The sequence below is a fragment of the Priestia taiwanensis genome, from assembly GCF_014638355.1.
In the GTDB taxonomy this organism is placed as follows: Bacteria; Bacillota; Bacilli; order Bacillales; family Bacillaceae_G; genus Priestia_D; species Priestia_D taiwanensis.
This window is the reverse complement of the sequence record NZ_BMFK01000003.1, coordinates 134,373-154,018: the sequence shown is the minus strand read 5'-3', so window position 1 is coordinate 154,018 and position 19,646 is coordinate 134,373. Positions and strand designations below refer to the sequence as shown.

The following is a 19,646-nucleotide window of genomic DNA, read 5'->3' as shown; positions in this document are numbered from 1 at the left end:
TTACTTAATAATACAAAATAAGTAGTTTCGCTACATCAAACTGAAAAGATGAAGGATTTATAGCACAACGTAAATTTTATGAAATGTAAGGAGTTTAAAAGTACATGAAGTTAAAAAGATTACTTTCATTAGTGCTTATAGCTGGTTTCTTTTTATTATTACCAACAAATCAAGCTTTAGCTAATGAAAAGCAACCAGGTTTGCAAGTGACGGTCTCAACTGATAAACAAAATTATACTGTTGATGAACCAGTACAATCACAAATACAGATTATAAATACACTACCAATTACAGGTGATAATCTTGTAGTTACAACAACACTCCCGGAGAGTTTACAAGGTAAAAGTGGTGATGTGGTAACAAAGGATCAGAAACTAGTTTGGGAGTTTGAGAAAGTTGGAGAATCTGAGACAATAACTTTAGATTTACAACTCCAACATGTAGACAGTAAGGTCGATAATTTAGCTGAAGACGGAGCAACAGATTCAATAACGGATACTGATGATGGTGCTCCTAATACAGGAGACGATACAGATTTTTTAACATATGTAATTATACTAGGGATATCTAGTCTTGTTCTTATTGTTTCAATTACAGTGATGTATAAAAAGAAAGCAAGTAAGAATATAACATTTTTACTCATCCCAGCAATGCTTTTGGCTCCATTTGCAGATGCGAAAGCAGAAACATCAAAAGTATCTGTTTCTACATCACATGAGATCCAGTTTGAAGATCAAAAATATGAAATTGTTACAACAGCAGAAATAGATTTTGATTATAGTCAATTAGAATTAACAAATGACTTTGCTTTGAAAGTTAAAGCTCAAGAAGCTAGTTTTGAACTTGTATGGAATGAAATTAAAAACGCTAAAGCTTATAAAGTTTTAAGAAAGTTTGAGAAAAAGGATTTCACAGAAATTGTTAATGAACATACTTCAACAAATTATATAGATAACAATATAAAAGAATATGGGGTCTATACATATAAAATTATTGCGCTAGGACATGATGGTAGAACGAAAGATTCTAATGAAGTATCTGTTTATAACAGTGAGTTTGGAATAGGAGTAATTCCTGATAATATTGATACGGATCAAGATGGATTACCTGATGCGTTAGAAGAAGTATTGAAAAGTGATCCAACTAATGCAGATACCGATGAAGATGGCCTTCCAGATGGTTATGAGTATCAATATCTAGGCAGCAATTTGTTAAAGAAAGATACTGATGGTAATGGTACTACAGATGATCAAGAAGATTTTGACGCTGATGGATTAAGTAACCTTAAAGAATATGAGCTTAAAACAAATCCATTGAATGCTGATTCAGATTTTGACGGATTAAAAGATAGCGATGAAGTAAATACATATAGTACAGAACCAATTAATGAAGATACCGACGGGGATGGTCTTACAGACGGTAATGAAATTTCTCAAGGTACAAATCCTTTAGTGCAAGATACCGATGGAGATGGCACGAAAGATGGGGATGAAACATTTGAGCTGACTGTAAAAGTGGATGAAAATAATAAGGATAATAAAGTACAACCTTCTGTAACGATGAATTTATCGGGGAAGAATTTAGATAGTGTTTCAATTTCGAAAATTAGCGCCAACAATCCGTATTTAAATGAGGCTATCCCTGGATATATTGGTTCAGCTTATGAGTTTAATACACCAGCATCTTTTGATACTGCACAAATGACTTTTTCATTTGATAAAAAGTTACTTAGCAATTCTAATTTTAATCCAGCAATCTATTATTTTAACGAGGATACGAAAGGATTAGAGTTATTACCCAATCAAAAGATTAATAAAGAAAGAGGGGAAGTAAGCACAACTGTCTCTCATTTCTCTAGTTATATACTATTAAATAAGACGGAATTAGATAAAGTCTGGGCACAAGAAATGAAACCTCCACATAGTGGTGAGATTGTGGATGTTGAATTAGTTATTGGTTTCTCGATTGACTCATCTGGAAGCATGGATTTGAATGATCCAAAAGGAATTAGAAAACAGACTGCCAAAAAATTTGTTGATAAGCTTGATGATAATGATAAAGCAGCTGTTATTGACTTTGATATGTATGCAGATGTATTGACACCACTTACGAGCGACAAGGACACAATTAAAGAAGCGATAGATCGTATTGATAGTTGGGGAGGAACGAATTTAACAGCTGGTATGAGAGCTGCTATTGATGCGTTAAAAGACAATGAATCCGATGTTAAGTACGTTATTCTTCTTACGGATGGTCAAGGTTATTACAATCATAACTTAACAAAAGAAGCGATAGACCGTGGAATTGTCGTGTTTACAATTGGTCTAGGTAACGATATTGATGAGGGGCTTTTACAAAAAATTGCGACGGAAACAGGTGGAAAGTACTATCATGCTTCTACCACGGATGATTTAGATGGAATTTTTGATAATACTTCTGAGGAAACAGTAGACCTTGCTACAGATACTGATGGAGATGGGTTATCTGATTATCATGAAAAACGTGGTATGAGAACAAGTAATGGTTTATGGATAACGACGGATTTTGAAAAGAAAGATAGCGATGGTGATAGCATTCAAGATGGAGACGAGATGGTTTATAAGAATGAATCCTTCTTGATGAAATCCAATCCTACCTTAAAAGATAGCGATACAGATGGAATTTTAGATAAGAAAGACCCAAAGCCGATGGTTTATAGCATTACAGATCGTACATTATCATTAGTTGCCGGATTGAGTTATAGTAATTTAAATGCTAACATATCTAGTACGATCGATAGTCTCGTAAAATCAAATTATAATTTCTCTAGTATTGGTTCTTCTGGCATTGAAGAATTGAAAGACTGGACAATTATTCATGCAAATGATTCTGGTGGAAAGGGACAGGTAGATTCTAAAGATTTTGGTTTAGGGAGTGTGGCAATTAAAATTACTCGTCCTGGCCAGCCAGATGCGATTATTTTTGGGTTAAGAGGAACAGAGCCTAGTAGTGACCCTATACATGACTTTTTAACTGACGGGGTACTTTTCTTCGGTATTGACAGCATTCAATCAAAATATGCATTTACCACTTATTCATATTTAGCTAAGTATTATCCGAACGCAGAATTTTATGTTACTGGTCATTCACTAGGTGGAAGATTAGCGCAAGATGTTTTTTATAAAGTTCATGACAAAAATGATGGAGCGTTTGGATTCTTTAAAGACGATATTAATGAGCCTGCTGGTGCGACTTTCAATGCATTAGGATACAATAGAGGACATTATAGTACGTTAAAAGGAAGTATTGTGTCCGAGGCGAAGAAGCAAATCACGAACTACTATTACAAGAAAGATCTTGTAGGTGAACTTTTTGGTAATAGTGACTATGTTAAAAGGATTGGAAAAGAAGTAGGGGGATGGACACCAAGAGATAAGCACCAAAATATAATTAATCCCGAACTGAATTTTTTTAGTTCTTATGCAGTCTCAGAAATCCATGGGATTAACTTATTCCATTCTGATTCTAACCTTCGTTATGATAATATAAACATATTAAATTAAAGGAGATGTAAAGATGAAAGGGTATGTTAAATGTTACTTTCAAATGCATTTGAAACATTGGTATTTGTATATAATTAACATTATAATCATGATTATTGCATTCTTTACCTCATTAATTGCAGCGAAATATTTTGATGTAATGACGAAGAATGTTCAAATGATGTGGTTTTTATGTGCCCTTACTTTTGCAGTAATTTCAAGCTGGTTATTATTAATTCCAAATATAATGGTTGCTAGAAAGTATCGGGATAAAGGGAGATGCTATCAATTTTTATTGGTAGTAGTGAATCAATTTATTTCAATTTTATGTTTTTATTTTATTGGGCATATGATCTATTTTACTTATTAAATGACTATATTGGGAATTTCGATTTTATTTATAAAAATATTTTAGAAAGAAAAGCAGTGTACTGAAAAAGTCACTGTTTTTCTTTCAAGTTCTCTATTTTTTTATCCGCAAGGTTCTTTATATACCGTACATACTTTCCAAGCAAGCTACCGATTAGTGAGAAAGCAAAGAAGGTACTAATGGAGAAGAGGTAGAAATCACTAATAATGAAGTAACAAAGGACGTATGCACCGATAAAGAAAAGGGATAAATGTACGCGGTGTACAAAATACTGAAAGAACCCAACGACTAAGGATAGTGTTAACCCACAAAGGAGGAGTAAGGTAATAGCGATAATAGATCCCATCGTTTGTTTGCTCCTTTCTTTTCTTACTGAATTAATACGCACTTTGGGTAGGGAAATCCTCTATGAGGTGAAAAGGATGCGGGATAGAATAAAAAGAAAGCCGCTGTACATGGTGTACAGCGGCTTTCGATATGTCATTAGTTACGGATTAAGTAATCAAATGCACCTAGTGATGCGTTTGCGCCTGAACCCATTGAGATAATGATTTGTTTGTACGGGTTATTTGTGCAGTCTCCAGCAGCAAATACACCTGGTACGTTTGTAGCACCGTGCTTGTCTGTTACAATCTCACCGAATTTCGTACGTTCGATTGTATCGCCTAACCAGTCAGTGTTTGGAACAAGACCGATTTGAACGAATACACCTTGTAATTCAACGTGGCCAACTTCTTCTGTTTCACGGTCGATGTAAGAAATACCTTCTACTTTGTCAGTACCAGTGATTTCTTTCGTTTGAACGTTCTTTAGCACAGTTACGTTTGGTAAGCTGTATAGACGTTCTTGTAAGACAGCGTCAGCTTTTAATTCTGGCATGAATTCAAGAACTGTTACGTGCTTAACAATACCAGCTAAGTCGATTGCAGCTTCGATACCAGAGTTACCACCACCGATTACTGCTACGTCCTTACCTTCGAATAAAGGACCATCACAGTGTGGGCAGTATGCTACACCTTTGTTTTTGAATTCTGCTTCACCAGGTACGCCAACATTACGCCAGCGAGCACCTGTTGCTAAGATAACACTCTTACTCTTAAGCACTGCACCGTTTTCAAGTTCAACTTCGATGAAGTCTTTCTTTTCTAGACGTGCTGCGCGTTGTAAGTTCATTACATCGATGTTGTAATCTTTTACGTGTTCTTCAAGGCTAGCAACAAGCTTCGGACCTTCTGTTTTCTTTACACTGATGAAGTTCTCGATACCCATTGTATCCATTACTTGACCACCGAAGCGCTCAGCAACGATACCTGTACGGATACCTTTACGTGCTGCATAGATTGCTGCACTTGCACCAGCTGGGCCACCACCAACAATAAGTACATCGTATGGATCTTTGTCTGCGAATTCTGAAGCGTCTGGGCCGCTACCTAATTTCGCAAGGATTTCTTCAAGTGTCATACGACCGCTTCCGAATGCTTCACCATTTAGAAGTACAGTTGGTACTGCCATGATTTCTTTGCTTTCTACTTCTTCTTTGAATGCTCCGCCGTCAATCATCGTGTGTGAGATATTTGGGTTTAGAACACTCATTAAGTTAAGAGCTTGAACAACATCAGGACAGTTGTGGCAGCTTAAGCTGATATACGATTCAAAGCGGTAGTCGCCTTTGATGTTTTTGATTTGGTCAATGACTTTTTGCTCAACTTTTGGAGCACGGCCACTAACTTGTAATAAAGCTAAAACTAATGAAGTGAACTCGTGTCCTAGAGGGATACCGGCAAAAATTACTCCTGTATCTTCGCCGACACGATTTACACTAAAGCTTGGTGTTCTTTCTAATTCTGTTGTTTCTACTTTGATTCGTGATGACATCGTCGCTAGCTCGTCTACAAGAGCTAACATATCTCGTGATGTTTCATCAGAACCCGCACTAACTTTAAGTAGTACATCGCCTTCCATCAATTGAAGATATTGGTTTAATTGTGCTTTGATATCTGCTTCTAGTAACATGTGTATCTACTCCTTACATTTCATTTCTTTATTTTGTATTCCTTAGATTTTACCTACAAGGTCAAGGCTTGGCTTAAGTGTTGAAGCGCCTTCTTCCCATTTAGCTGGGCAAACTTCGCCTGGATTGTTACGAACGTATTGTGCAGCTTTCACTTTGTTTACAAGGATGCTTGCGTCACGGCCGATACCACCAGCGTTGATTTCAACAGCTTGGATAACGCCATCTGGATCGATGATGAATGTTCCGCGAGCTGCAAGACCATCTTCCTCAACTAATACGTTGAAGTTACGAGAGATTGTTAATGTTGGGTCACCAATCATGATGTACTCGATTTTACCGATAGCTTCTGAATGATCGTGCCATGCTTTGTGAGTGAAGTGAGTGTCAGTTGATACTGAGTATACTTCTACTCCTAAGTCTTTTAATGTTGCATATTGGTGTTGTAAATCTTCTAACTCAGTTGGGCATACGAAAGTGAAGTCTGCTGGATAGAAGCAAACTACGCTCCATTTACCTTTTAAGTTTTCGTTTGTAACTTCTAAGAATTCGCCTTTTTGGAAAGCCATTGCTTTGAATGGTAAGATTTCTGTACCGATTAATAACATAATAAAATTCCTCCTAAGTATATGTTTTGAACAACACGTATTAGTTTGTTCAAATGTGTAATTTTTTATTAGACCTAATTAAGAATAATTCTAATCAGATATTTATTATTTTATTAGATTTTTTATTTTTGTCAATACATATGCGCGATTTTTTTGAGAAACATTCTCAATTTAAAGGGGTAAGATAGAAAAATTCAAGTTTATTACTAGATGGGATAGTAGGATAATCCCTTGATAGGAAAGTATTCATGGAGGAAATAGTATCGTGATAAAGAGTTCTTATTTTTATCTTATCAGTCCAAAAATAATTTGTCTGTTTTGAACTATCGTGGAAGAAAGATTAGTTAAATGAATTGTGACGATTGTGACAAATTCGATAGATCGCTTTATATAAAAAGAAAAGGCCCTAACAAGTAGGGACTTTTGGAGAAGTATTAAGTTGCATGGCATATCCATCCACCGAAGATGCCAGTGGCGTAAAATTTCGTTACGTGTATAAATCCAGCTTCTTCTAATAGTTGTTTCATTTCACGTTCAGATAGAAGAGATAGTTTCTCTAGACTTATTTTCATTCTTGCATTCATTTCCTCGGCATCAAATCCGCCATCAATCAAAAAGCTTTTCCATATGTTCGCTCGTTGCTCGAGTTCAGGATCGTTACGGTCGCCGTATGCACTAACGAGGACAAATGGAGCTCCTGGTTGTACATGTTCTCTGATTTTCTTTAATAGCTTCCGTTTTTCTTCGTAATCATGGATGAAGTGAAGGACTAATATGCAACTTGCGGCGTCGAACGTAGCTGGTGGATATGACAAGTTATCTATTGTTCCTTCTATTAGTGTAACGCGATTTTCTAACTCCAGTTCTATTGCCTTGTTTCTCGCAAGTGTCAGCATTTGCTCAGAAGGATCGACACCAGTAAAGGTCCATGTTGGATTTGGTGGTCCCCATGCAGAAAGTTCATTTCCGCCTCCTGCACCGACGATAAGGATGGAAGAAGAGGATTTTTGTAGCTGCATGCGAAAGTAGGATTGAATCATTGAAAATAACGCATCGTAGCTTGGAACGGAGATACGTGTTTTTTGCTCATATGTATGAGCAGGTGTAGAAGTGGTTACCTGTTCTTTTTTCATTATTTATTTTCTCGCTTTCTTTTTATAGAAATAATTGCGGATAAATAGAGTCTGTAATTTGTGTGGAAAATTACATGGTGGCAGAATGCGCACATTCTTTTATATGTGCTTTCATTTTTTGGACAACGTTTTCGATTGTTTGGGAACGTAGATAGTTTTCTGTTTTTTGTTCTGCTTTGCTCATGATGCTTTCGATGAAGCAAGTTTGTCGGTCATGCATGGTGCTTTCTACCTCACAATGAAAGAGGGGAGTTTTCCCTTCAATCGCATGAATGACATCGAGAAACGTAATATCTTTTGCCTCTTTTACTAAGCGATAGCCACCGTTTACACCTGGGACAGATTCAATAAATGTGGCTTTCACGAGTGTTGTTAATACCTTTGATAAGTATGTGGGTGATACTTTCTGTACGTTTGCTAACTGTTTCACACCAATTGTTTTTCCTGTTGGAACAAGTGCTAAATACGCAATTGTGTGAAGAGCGTAGTTTGTTGCTTTTGAATATTTCATGTTTCACCTCTTAATTATAGATTCATTGAGTCTATAATAGCGTTAGTTGTCATTTTAGGCAAGGTAGTGGTCTTGTTCAAGGAATATAGCAGACAAGCCGATATATGTTGGGAAGATGTAGTGGCGAAGGGGAGTTCCAGCATGAAAATATATGAACAGTTAAGAGAGGTTTTGAAAGGAAGAGAAGGAGAAATCTTTTCTTCTTCCGAACTAAAAGAAATGTTAGTGGCACGATTTCAAACAAATCGGGGGAGCGTTATCCCTTCTGATTTTTGTTATAACCGTTTCAATCATGGAGCTCGTTTTACAAAGCATCTCTTTGTCTATATTACGAGAAGTGAATATAAGTATGTTGGGGAGAATTATGGATACACAGGACTTATCTTTCATAAACCACAAGGTGTGGGTGAAGAGTTTGTGATAGGAGAATGGTTGAATGGAGAGCTTCTATTGTATGAGAAGGACGAGGTTCATTGTGCTTCTGTTCAGAAGATGGGCCTAGGACAAATTCAACATTTATATGAAGAATATATAGAGATGTTGCGCTTTGAGATGAAAGTGTTAGGCTGTAAAGCAACAGAATTAAGGCATTTAATTGGCAGAATTGGAGAGTTCTATTGCGTACTTCATACGAAAGGGGAATTGGCGAAAGAAACGAATCAGCACGGATTTGATGTCGTGAAAAGTGGTAGAAGAATTAGTGTCAAAACAACGGCACAAGAGAATGGATTTGTGACAATTAATTCGAAGACGTTTGATCAATTTGACGATTTCTTTGTCGTACAATATGTGAAAGATGATTTTAAGTTGTTATTTTATGGTCCGAAAGAGGAAATCTTTCCGATTATGAGGACATACGGTGATACATTTGAATTGGAGATAAGTAAGCTAAAGAAGATGGATAAAGGGTAAATGTATTCAGTAAAACCCAAAGAAGAAACGATATGTACATACCGTTTCTTCTTTGGGTTTGTATGCTGCCTTGGAACGAAGGGGATGGTTCCAAAGGCGTTTCGTACAATGCCATACTTTTCTTCAATAGGGCGTTATCACTTAGTTGGATTAATTTCGTGTTACTAACGTTTTGGTGGGAGTTCCAACTATGTTATGTTTTCACTACTTCTTCATCATAACGTATATAGTAGGATAATGATTTGTTATTTTTTGAACATTCCGTTACGAACAGGTTAACGTTTTGTGTATAAATGGATATAACCTATATTTCGTTTGTAGAAGTATCATGAAGGATGTTAGTAGAGAGTGGTAACAAAAAAATAGACAGCGCCTTGATGATCATGAGCGCTGTCTGTTTTCCTATATATTTAATAAAGGAAGGAGCAGCCAAGGAGGGGAATATCCTATGGCTTTATATGTTTCTTATGGTGGGGTATGCAATGTTGTCTAGTTAGATTCGTTTCGTTATGCTCACATAGCGTGTCCATCGTTCTTTCTACATGAGTGAGCTAGAGGGTATTGCACGTCATCTTTCCATATGCTAGCGTTTTGTTATTCTCCTCGGTATATGTACTTGATTGCGGGTGGGGTTATGAATTCGCTTATAACTATACCGACGAGTGAGAGAGTTGCAACGTTAGTTATGGTAAGAACGATGGTGTGAGCTTTTTTCTTATGAGGTTTGTGTTGACAGATAAACATTCAATCTGTCGTTAACTTTCGTATATCCATGACGAGAAGGTCAGTGAGTTTGTACGAAATACAATCGTTTCTATATGTAACTTTCGATTAAGGGCAGAATAATGGAAAGTTATTTCTAGGGCGTATCATACTCGTACAAATATTTTTGGTATGTACAGACTATTGGAATACAAAGTTAACGACATATTCATGTTATGCTAGAAAACAACCTCTAACTAGAACAACTTGTTCCTACACGTTTATCATAGCGTATATTTCATCATAGCAGTTTGTGAAAAAATTAACATTCAGTTACAAAAATTTGAATGATTTGTGTCTTTTTTACTAAATGTAAAAAAGGCCTCAAATCGCAGAATGTGTAGATGTTTACAAAAGAAGTTTTCATTGTGTATGTATCTTAGTCTATATTCCTATATAGTCAGATTGAATAATTTTCAAGAAACTAATATCTAAAAATTGAGAAAATTATAGGTATATAGGTATAATAGAGAAAGAATTGGGACTATATATTCAGATGAAAGTTGGTGTAAAGGATGATACTAGGGCATGTCATTAAACGAGAGAGAAAGAAGCAAAATCTAAAACAATCACATCTAGCAGCGGGGGTTTGTTCTCCTTCGCATTTAAGTAAAATTGAAAATAATGAAACGAGCCCAAGTGATGAAGTAGTCGCACAGCTATTTCAGAAGCTTGGTATAAAGATGGATGCAATTCCGGAATTGTCACAGCCGAGTATCGAGGAGAAGTTATTACCAGAGCTACTTACTATATATAGAGAAGTGACCGAGAATCGGAATAAAGAGTATATACAAGAAAAAATAGGTTATTTGTTTGACAATCGATTGTTATATACAAAAAAGGAAATTTTCTATATGTATAATTTAGTTATGCTTCGGTTACTTTTATCAACTAGTTCCCACTTGCAAAAAGTACATTTTTACTTACAGCCATTACTTGATGATCGTGATTCGTTAGATGCATATCAATCGTTTTTATTATGCAAGATAGAAGGTATGTATGCATTTCACTTAAAGAAGTACAAGCAGGCAAAAGTAAACTTCGATGCGGCGTATAAGCTTTCGTATCGCTTACGAGATGGATGGGAGTTAGCTGATTTTTATTATATGTATGCGCTTATACATGTCGTAAATGAACAAAATGCAAGTTCAATCGAATATAGTCAGAAAGCACTTCACTTTTATATAGGAAACTTTCAATTTGAACGAGTAATTGAATGTTATACACTTCAAGGAATTGCATACAAGCGCATCAAGAAATGCGAGGAATCTATGCAGGTATATAGGAAAATTGAATCGATTATTGAGAGATTTAATTTGAAAGAGTATGAAAGGGTCTTATTTCAAAATATCGGCTGTCTCTACGTAGCGTTAGGAGATTTTCAAAAAGCAATTATGTACTATAAGAGAAGTTTAGCGCGCAAGACAGAATTAGAAGAAAAGTTGTTATCTATCTTCTCCATTGTTAGAAGTTATTCAAGACTTCACGATGGGAAAAGCGTACGGGAATGGATTAAAAAGGGATTAGACTTACTAGAAGGACGGACGGAGCCAATCATATATATGCATCATTTGTTGTTTTACCGTGAGATATATAGTGAAGAAATGCACTTGCAGGTGAAGCAGTTGACAAGTATTGTTCAATACTTTAGTGAGATAGAAGACTATCGGCATGCCTATAAGTATAGTATGAAAATAGGTGAATTATTAATGAATAGAAAGAAGTATAAAGACGCTTCTCATTTCTATAAACTAGCGATGGAATATAATCATATCTATCGAGGCGTTCGTTATTGGGAGGATATTTAAAAAAAGCATAATTCTAATGGCCACAATTTTTCGGGAGTCGTTTGAAATACGATACTCACATTTCAAAAAGAAATAAAATAAACGAAAGGTGCGCATTTATCACATATGCGCACCTTATTCTATTAATCGAGATCGATATAGTAACGCATTTCTTCATTGTCTTTATAGAAACCGACTGACTCGTATAGAGAAAGAGCGGAGTCATTTGTCGGTGAGACCATCAGCATTACATGAGCTAAGTTGTGCTCTTTCAAATAATGCAATCCTTGTGCCAACAAGTATTTTGCTAGACCGTTTTTCCGCCATTCTTCTCGGACGAAGACATCTTCAATGACACCGTAATCTTCTTCCTGCCACGCCATCAATCCAGCAACAAGTGTGTCGTCTTGACGAATCGTCATGGATGTCCAGTGAGGGTGTTTTTTATAGCTACGTAGTCGATGTAGTCCGAGCGGTGTGTCTGGCCAAATTTCTGCTTCAATACGCAAGTAATCTTGTTCTTCTTCAGGTGTTTTCATATTCCAGTAGGAGAAAGAGAACTCTTCACGTAATGGAATGGTTGAAATGGGTGCGTTCAAGTTACGTGCCATGCAAAATACACTAGATAGCCGTTTATACCCTTTGCTAATGAAAAATTGATTGTTTGCATGTTCCGTAGAATCGTTGCCAACGCACCAGAATTTTGCGTTTTCTTGTGCTGTAACAGCTTTGTATAGTGGAACAAGTAGCGTCATGTCATATCTTCTTTTTCATACGGACGAATAATCATCTTTACCCCTTTTCGTTAGAAGGGAACATCGCGGTTGAGAGGGCTAGTTAAGCGAGTACCCCTGTAAAAATATGCCCTTCGTTAAACAATGATTGATCATGATAAACGCCTCCTTTATCTATTCTATCCATGACATTATCATGTCTTTTTATAATTTGGAAATATATTTCATTTGTAGAAAAAAGGCGAATTTTATTCGGACATTTGTCGTCAAGAATATGATAGGCTTAAAAATGGCACAATGCCAAACTCAAAGAAAGGGGTGACGATTTTGAAACGACTAAAAGTTCAAAATAACAGGGTAATGAGAGGGCTTGCTTCTTAGTTGAGTTCGGTCCTCTCATGACTACTGAGAGGAGAATGCCAAATGATGAGATTAGACACGATTGTAAAAGGGTGTGCGTTGGATAGTGTGGCACGCCAGTTGTTGGAGCATTGGGAGCACGATGAAGGTACGCTAGGGTTCTGGCGTGCGAGTTCGAATTTTGTGTATGTGTTTGAGTGGAATCAAGAGAGATACTGGTTACGTTTTAGTTTCGAAGAAGAGAATACGTATGAGCAACTTGCTGGGGAACTTGATTTCATGCAATATGTGAAAAAAAATGAGTATCCTGCTGTTTCTCCGATATTATCGAGAAATGGAAGGTTAATAGAAGAAGTAAGAACGGAAGACGGGATGTACTTCGGCGTCGTATTTAGTGAAGCGGAAGGAAACCAATTAGAAGAGTTGACGGAAGAACAAAGCGAAGCGTGGGGACAGTCGCTCGCTACGTTGCATACGTTAGCAGAAAGCTATGAGCCTATCGGGGCAACACGAAAGAGCTGGCGAGATGGCATCCAATTCATTGAGACGGTATTGCAGCGCCATCCAGAGGAATATGAAGCTCGTGAAGAACTGACGAAAGTGACAAAGTTGTTGGAAGCATTGCCAACTTCACCAGCAACGTACGGCTTAATCCATTACGATTTCCAACAAGATAACGTCTTTTATGAAGAAGAGAAAAAATCGTTACACGTCATTGATTTTGACGATGCGATGTATAGTTGGTACGGGATGGACATTGTAACGGCGCTTCTTGATGTGGAGGAAGACTCTGTGCACCGTGAGCTGTTTTTAAAAGGATATCAATCTGTACGAGCATTAGATGAGGAAACGATACGTTTGTTTCCGATGTTTCTTCGATTCGCGAACTTGTATAGCTTTGCGAGGGTACTGTGGTCGATTGAGGAACAAAGGATTGAACATCCTCCTGAGTGGTATGTGAATCTTCGGTTGAGATTCCTAGAATATATGGAAGAAGATAGAGAAGGATTTCGTGAATCATGATGATAAATAGATAGTAGGGCAGGAAGGCTATGATGAGAGAATGTTCATCATAGCTTTTCTTTTACATAAATAGGATAGGGGAGATAGAGGATGAAACAGCGGCATGAAGTGTTATTTAATCAGGTAGAAAATTACCGGAACTATATGTTGCATGCTATCGAAAATGTGACAAGTGAGGAAGCAGAAATCATCCCACATCATTTCAAGAATAATATTCGCTGGAATATGGGGCACATCTACGTCGATCACTATTTATGGATTGAGGCAGTGACGAAAGAAAAAACGGGCATACCGGAGCAATTTCCAACGTGGTTTGGATTCGGAAGTTCTCCGAAGGATTTCACTGCTGAAACACCTTCATTGGAAGAGTTAAAACTTTTACTTCGTGAACAGCCTACTCGCATAAAGAAAGCCTACGGGGAGAGGTTAGAAGAAGAATTTCCGCCTACAGAAATGGGGATGCATACAATCGAACAAGTGCTTATTCGAACGATTTTCCATGAAGGAATGCATCTTCAAGCGATGCTAGATTTGAAGAAATGTATCGGTATTTATGACCAAAGATAAAAAGACACATTGTGATATGTGCCTTCTTATAGAAAGAACGATGTATTAATACTTAAATTGCGGCTCTGTCTGAAGATAATATCCATTGCGTACATGGCCTTCCCAGTTCGCAAAGAATTCGCGCCATGATACGCTCGCGAAGAAGTCATCGACAGATTGATTTGCAGAGTCCCAGTCAAGGATCAGGAACGGTGCATTTCCTAGTTGCCAAATACCGCGATTCGTATCAGTGCCAACTTCTCTTACTAACAAGAGTGGTAGTCCGTATTGATAGGCCATCGATGGTTCAATTTGGGAGAATGGACTTCCCTCCCAAAATGGCTCAGATGGTTGAAACGGTCCTACATTTGTCCGAATTCCTTGGACAAGGAAGCGTTGGAAGTTAATCGCTACTAATCCGTAGCTAGACAAAATCATGCGCCTGATACTTGTGAACGGTGTTTCTGGATACAAATCAGTTCGAGGAATTGTGCGAGGAAAAAGAAGTTCACGCTCAAGTTCTACAATCATTCGGTCAAGAAATTGACGTTGAAGCGAATTTAATGTATTTGCGGTACTTAAAAAGACAGGAATGCGAAACGCTTGATCTGCTACTTGTTTGAGCTTATCGGAAGCGTATGGCTCTTGTCCTGTATTACAGCAAAATTTATCATCCATCGTTGTCATCTCACCCTTCTATATTGTCCCTTCTACTATATGTCTCGGATGTGAAATGGCGTGGGCAACTTGTACAGTTATATAGTTAATAATGGGGTTTTCTGTAATAAAAGTAGAGAGAGGAGATGGGATATGTTTCACCATTTTTTACGAGAAGAACTAACGATTCACGATATACAAGTGGCGATGGAGAAAGGAGACATCACATCAAAAGAGTTAGTGATGTATTACCTAACACGCATTGCCGATTATGACCAAAGCGGACCCGCTTTACATTCTGTGTTGGAAATAAACCCAGATGCATTATTCATCGCAGAAGCACTCGACCATGAACGAGAAATGAAAGGCATAAGAGATCCATTACATGGTATTCCTGTGTTAGTAAAAGACAATATTGAAACAGGAGATAAGATGCATACGAGTGCAGGGACGCTTGCGCTTGCGAATTATTGTAGCGAAGAGGACGCGTTTCTTGTGACGAAATTACGAGAAGCAGGTGCTGTGATTTTAGGTAAGACAAATATGACAGAACTAGCAAATGCGATGTCGTCGACAATGTGGGCAGGGTACAGCGCGCGCGGTGGACAAACGTTAAATCCGTACGGTGATCCGAATTTATTCGTTGGTGGTTCTAGTTCTGGCTCAGCAGTATCAGTTGCAGCTAATTTCACGGTAGTGTCCGTTGGAACAGAAACAGATGCGTCTATTCTTAGTCCAGCTATCGAAAACTCAGTCGTTGGTATTAAACCAACAGTTGGCTTAGTAAGTCGATCGGGTATTATTCCGTTTACGTATTCGCAAGATACAGCAGGACCGATGGCGAGAACAGTGACGGATGCGGCGATTTTGTTAGGAGTATTAACAGGCGGAGATGAGCAAGACCCGGCAACGTACCGTAGTGAGAAGGTAGATTATACAGCTTATTTGGACATAGATGGCTTAAGGGTGCGAAAATCGGTGTATTTCAAGGTGCGTCGCCTAACCAATTTTTACACAGGGGATATGACGAATCATTATTCCACCGTGCTATCCAAGTGTTAAAGGACGAAGGGGCTCATGTTATCGAAAACATGGACATTCCGTCTGTTCAGCGAAAGTGGAGCTATGCGGTGTTGCAGTATGAGTTGAAACATAGTTTAGATAATTATTTAGCAAAGTTACCCGCAACGATACCGATACATTCCATTACCGAGCTGCGTGCATTTAATGAAGCATATCCTGACCAAGCACTCAAGTACGGACAAGATAAGCTTGAATATCGGAATACATTTCCGAATACGTTGCGGGATACAGACTATTTGAATGCGAGAGTAGAAGATATTTATTTCTCACAGAAGGAAGGAATTGATGCGGCATTGGAGACATACGATCTCGATGTGATTCTTTTCCCTGCATATATCGGTTCTACCATTTCGGCAAAAGCAGGCTATCCGTCGATTGCTGTACCAGCTGGTTATATGGAAAGTGGTAAACCGTTTGGCATCACGTTTGCAAGTACGGCATATACAGAAGGAATGTTAATCCGTATTGCATATGCGTTTGAGCAGGCGACGAAGCATCGGAGAAAGCCGAGATTATCTGGAGAATAAAGAAAAAGAAGTAACAGCCTACCTGTGGCTGTTACTTCTTTATTTATAAATTAGAGTGTATGTTTGTTACTGATTTAGTAGAGCTAGTATCTTTTTTTATGGTAGATAACATCAGCACTCCAAAGCTTCCTAAAGCGATCCATCCTAACGTAGCTGTTGGACCACTGAAGCTAAATGTTTGCTCGAAGAAGAAGAGCTCTCTTAGTCCTTGAATCATAAATTTCATCGGTAACCATGCGTACACATAGTCATGATAAAATGGTGACATCATTTCAGGTGCCATTGAAAGTAACGGAGCACCGAAGAATAAGATGAGAATGAAAATTGGCATTCCCTTGATGCCAGTCCATGATAGCACGGCTGAGATTAATAGGAAAAAAGCAAAATAAGTGACCGTTAGGAATAACGAAGTATTCATAAAGTCTGGGATATCAACTCCTATCGCTTGTGCCATCCATGATAATCCAAAGCCAGCTACGAGACTGAGAATTACTCCTAGAACTGTTTGTGCAAGTAGCGTGTATAGCTTTTGTGTTTTACTAGTAAATACAATGTTCTTCATTGCTAAGCAAAGAAGAACCGCACCCGCAATACTGGCCATCCATAGAGGTTGGAAAAGCATAACTGGAGCATTCCCATTCATGCTGTTTGTGCCTACTTCATTTATATTTTCTACGTGTACCGTAATAGGATTCACGAATGTTTGAAGTTGATTTGCTTGTAACGTAAGATTTTGTGTTTGTGCTTTCTGTATTATTTGTGCTTGAATACCGCTTTCGATTCCATTCGCAATGCTATTTAGCATTTGAGTTGTCATACTTGCGACCATTGGATTCATCCCTTGGTTAATGAAAATTGTGATTTCAGGCATCGCTGGACTTGGTGTTAATAGTGACATTTGCTTCTGGCTGAAATCTTCTGGAATGATAATTGCCCCGTAATACTCTTGGTTATTTAATGCTTCTAACACTGCTTCTTTATTGTCTACAGATGTCCACTTTACGATAGGTTCTTCATCGTTTTCGGATGTTGTTTTCTGTTGAATCATTTCTGCAATGTTGTTTCCCATATTGATAGTTCCTTGTTGTGGTATGACAATTCCCTTATCCTCATTAACGAACGCAAGTGGCAAGTTTTTAGGTTGTGGCTGAACCGACGGGATAAGGGTTAATCCAAATAAAATGATGACAAAAAGTACAATGAGTGGCGCCATCCAAGCTAACTTATTTTTGAATAAATGCATGTGTTCTCCTCCGCATCTACGTTATACTAATAAACAACATGGTGTCTATTTGTAATTCGAATTATAAATTTACATATAGAACGGTTCAATAAGCAGAAAGATTCGATATGACGTTTATTCAACACAGTGTGCACATGTGTTGAATAAAAGAAAGAAGAGGTGAGACTGTCGGATACATATACTGATTTACGCATTGTTCGTACGAAGGCAGCTATTCGAGATGCGCTGACAGAATTGATAAAGGAAAAGGGCTTTGAAGGTGTGACAGTGAAGGATATTACAATGAGGGCAATGATTAACAGAGGAACGTTCTATCTTCATTACCAAGATAAGTACGATTTAATGACGAAGTGCCAACAAGAAATTATGCAAGGTATGGCAAAGGTTGCAAAGAGTTTTCTCTCTAATGAGAATGTGACCGCTGAAACAACCTTTGCTTTTGCTACGTCAGTCTTTGAATATTTTAATCAGCATGCAGCATTTATGGAAGCAGTTCTAGGACCGAATGGAGACTTAGGGTTTCAAGTGAAGGTAAAAGAATTTGTTAAAAAGACAATATTCGAAGGCGGTAAATACTCTGAGATGAGGAAGGAAATCCTTCGCGTACCGGAAGAATACTTTGTTTCTTATGTTGCTTCTGCGCATTTGGGGATCATACAACAATGGTTACAAAATGGTAGAAAAGAATCCCCACAAGAAATGGCACATATTCTTGCCACAATAGCTTTCCATGGTCCATTGTTCGCGGCTGGATTGAAGGAATAAGAAGTATATTAGCAGATACAATACTAACCTTTCCGTAAGTACGTGAACAAAAAGTGCGTACTTACATCTTTTCCTTGTGCGCTTTATGATCACTATATAAAGAGCATTCAAGGAGGAGAAAGGAATGAAAACACTTGTTATCGTAACGCACCCTAGTATGGAAACATCGGTTATTAATAAACGATGGGTAGAAGAACTGAAAAAGTATCCAGAAACATACACTGTTCACGAATTGTATAACGTATATCCTGATGGAAATATCGATGTGAAAAAAGAACAACAATTAATTGAATCGCATGATAAGCTTGTACTCCAGTTCCCATTCTATTGGTTTAATTGTCCACCGCTTCTGAAAAAATGGCTAGACGATGTATTCGAGTACGGTTGGGCGTATGGTTCACATGGCGATAAATTAAAGAATCGAAAGGTTGCATTAAGTGTGTCGGCGGGGATTAAAGAAGAGGATTATCATGAAGGTGGTAGGTACCGATATACGATGGAACAGTTATTGGTACCATTTGAAACAACTTTCTTATATTGCAAGGCGGATTATCGTTCGTTTTATGCCTTTTATGGTACAGAAAATGAACTAGGTGGAGCTGACGTGGAGAAAAGTGCGCAAGGTTACATCGGTTTTATCGATAGCTTATAAGAAGTAGTACATAAGAAAAGAAGTATGTCCTTTGAGGACATACTTCTTTTCTTATGTACAAATAGTTATGTATCTAAACGATTTTGCTCTCCCCATTCACACATCATATTTAATAATGGTACGAGGGAAAGTCCACGTTCTGACAAAGAATACTCCACTTTTGGAGGAATTTGTGGGAACTCTTTACGTATAATAAGCCCTTCTGCTTCCAGTTCTTTTAACATGACGCTTAACGTTTTAAAAGAAATTGTATGGATACTACGCCTTAACTCATTAAAGCGCATCACTTTCTTTTCAGCTAACCAGTAAATAATAATGATTTTATATTTACCGGCTATTAAGGATAATGTATATCCAAAGCCGGTGTCTTTAAGTTCAACGCCACTTGGCACACATGTTTTGTTCATATGTTACACGCTCCTTTAGATGAAATCACTACTT

At 37.7% G+C, this 19,646-nt stretch carries 16 protein-coding genes and 1 pseudogene; 8 read left to right on the top strand and 9 right to left on the bottom strand.

From position 1 onward, the window contains the following. The first annotated feature begins 104 nt into the window (after positions 1-104). Positions 105-3,542 (top strand): VWA domain-containing protein, encoded by a 3,438-nt coding sequence (locus IEV41_RS15645; protein WP_188389435.1) that lies wholly within the window; start codon positions 105-107, stop codon positions 3,540-3,542. A gap of 419 nt (positions 3,543-3,961) precedes the next feature. Here the strand turns inward: IEV41_RS15645 and IEV41_RS15640 are convergent, their stop codons facing one another. The 5 genes from IEV41_RS15640 to IEV41_RS15620 all read right to left on the bottom strand — a co-directional run bounded on the left by IEV41_RS15640 (position 3,962) and on the right by IEV41_RS15620 (position 8,154). Then, a complete protein-coding gene (locus IEV41_RS15640; RefSeq protein WP_188389434.1) occupies positions 3,962-4,237 on the bottom strand; it encodes a hypothetical protein in 276 nt (91 codons plus the stop codon). Between the two features lie 137 nt (positions 4,238-4,374). Continuing rightward, positions 4,375-5,904: an alkyl hydroperoxide reductase subunit F gene (gene ahpF, locus IEV41_RS15635; RefSeq protein ID WP_188389433.1), complete on the bottom strand. Its 1,530-nt coding sequence runs from the start codon at positions 5,902-5,904 to the stop codon at positions 4,375-4,377. A 42-nt stretch (positions 5,905-5,946) separates the two neighbouring features. After that, positions 5,947-6,510 (bottom strand): alkyl hydroperoxide reductase subunit C, encoded by a 564-nt coding sequence (gene ahpC / locus IEV41_RS15630; protein WP_188389432.1) that lies wholly within the window; start codon positions 6,508-6,510, stop codon positions 5,947-5,949. 434 nt (positions 6,511-6,944) lie between these two features. Next, positions 6,945-7,643 carry a class I SAM-dependent methyltransferase gene (locus IEV41_RS15625; protein ID WP_188389431.1) on the bottom strand — a complete coding sequence of 233 codons (699 nt, stop codon included), beginning with the start codon at positions 7,641-7,643 and terminating at the stop codon, positions 6,945-6,947. Positions 7,644-7,713: 70 nt separating this feature from the next. Continuing rightward, positions 7,714-8,154: an Rrf2 family transcriptional regulator gene (locus IEV41_RS15620; protein WP_188389430.1), complete on the bottom strand. Its 441-nt coding sequence runs from the start codon at positions 8,152-8,154 to the stop codon at positions 7,714-7,716. A gap of 141 nt (positions 8,155-8,295) precedes the next feature. On the opposite strand from IEV41_RS15620, the gene IEV41_RS15615 reads away from it, so the two are divergent. Together IEV41_RS15615 and IEV41_RS15610 are read left to right on the top strand one after the other, a co-directional pair. Next, positions 8,296-9,066, top strand: coding sequence for a DUF7225 domain-containing protein (locus IEV41_RS15615; protein WP_188389429.1), 771 nt, complete (start codon positions 8,296-8,298; stop codon positions 9,064-9,066). Positions 9,067-10,343: 1,277 nt separating this feature from the next. Further along, positions 10,344-11,636 carry a helix-turn-helix domain-containing protein gene (locus IEV41_RS15610; RefSeq protein WP_188389428.1) on the top strand — a complete coding sequence of 431 codons (1,293 nt, stop codon included), beginning with the start codon at positions 10,344-10,346 and terminating at the stop codon, positions 11,634-11,636. Positions 11,637-11,758: 122 nt separating this feature from the next. Here the strand turns inward: IEV41_RS15610 and IEV41_RS15605 are convergent, their stop codons facing one another. After that, entirely contained in the window at positions 11,759-12,370 is a 612-nt protein-coding gene (locus IEV41_RS15605; RefSeq protein WP_188389427.1) for a GNAT family N-acetyltransferase, read from the bottom strand. 402 nt (positions 12,371-12,772) lie between these two features. On the opposite strand from IEV41_RS15605, the gene IEV41_RS15600 reads away from it, so the two are divergent. Both IEV41_RS15600 and IEV41_RS15595 read left to right on the top strand, forming a co-directional pair. Further along, on the top strand, positions 12,773-13,732 hold the full coding sequence (locus IEV41_RS15600; RefSeq protein ID WP_188389426.1) for a phosphotransferase enzyme family protein: 960 nt from the start codon (positions 12,773-12,775) through the stop codon (positions 13,730-13,732). Positions 13,733-13,822: 90 nt separating this feature from the next. Next, positions 13,823-14,299 (top strand): DinB family protein, encoded by a 477-nt coding sequence (locus tag IEV41_RS15595; protein WP_188389425.1) that lies wholly within the window; start codon positions 13,823-13,825, stop codon positions 14,297-14,299. 45 nt (positions 14,300-14,344) lie between these two features. Here IEV41_RS15595 and IEV41_RS15590 read toward each other — a convergent pair whose 3' ends face one another. Then, the gene (locus IEV41_RS15590) at positions 14,345-14,965 is read right to left on the bottom strand and encodes a hypothetical protein (protein WP_188389424.1); all 621 of its coding nucleotides are present in this window, start codon (positions 14,963-14,965) and stop codon (positions 14,345-14,347) included. Between the two features lie 123 nt (positions 14,966-15,088). Here IEV41_RS15590 and IEV41_RS15585 point away from each other — a divergent pair. Then, positions 15,089-16,545: pseudogene (locus tag IEV41_RS15585) on the top strand (amidase family protein). A 43-nt stretch (positions 16,546-16,588) separates the two neighbouring features. On the opposite strand, the gene IEV41_RS15580 reads toward IEV41_RS15585, so the two are convergent. After that, a complete protein-coding gene (locus tag IEV41_RS15580; protein WP_188389423.1) occupies positions 16,589-17,788 on the bottom strand; it encodes a YhgE/Pip domain-containing protein in 1,200 nt (399 codons plus the stop codon). Between the two features lie 165 nt (positions 17,789-17,953). Here IEV41_RS15580 and IEV41_RS15575 point away from each other — a divergent pair, with 165 nt between their 5' ends. Further along, positions 17,954-18,553 (top strand): TetR/AcrR family transcriptional regulator, encoded by a 600-nt coding sequence (locus IEV41_RS15575; protein ID WP_188389506.1) that lies wholly within the window; start codon positions 17,954-17,956, stop codon positions 18,551-18,553. 124 nt (positions 18,554-18,677) lie between these two features. Beyond that, complete coding sequence (locus IEV41_RS15570) at positions 18,678-19,205, top strand: NAD(P)H-dependent oxidoreductase (RefSeq protein ID WP_188389422.1); 528 nt, start codon at positions 18,678-18,680, stop codon at positions 19,203-19,205. Positions 19,206-19,270: 65 nt separating this feature from the next. On the opposite strand, the gene IEV41_RS15565 is transcribed toward IEV41_RS15570, so the two are convergent. Further along, complete coding sequence (locus tag IEV41_RS15565; RefSeq protein ID WP_188389421.1) at positions 19,271-19,612, bottom strand: winged helix-turn-helix transcriptional regulator; 342 nt, start codon at positions 19,610-19,612, stop codon at positions 19,271-19,273. Between the last annotated feature and the right edge of the window lie 34 nt (positions 19,613-19,646).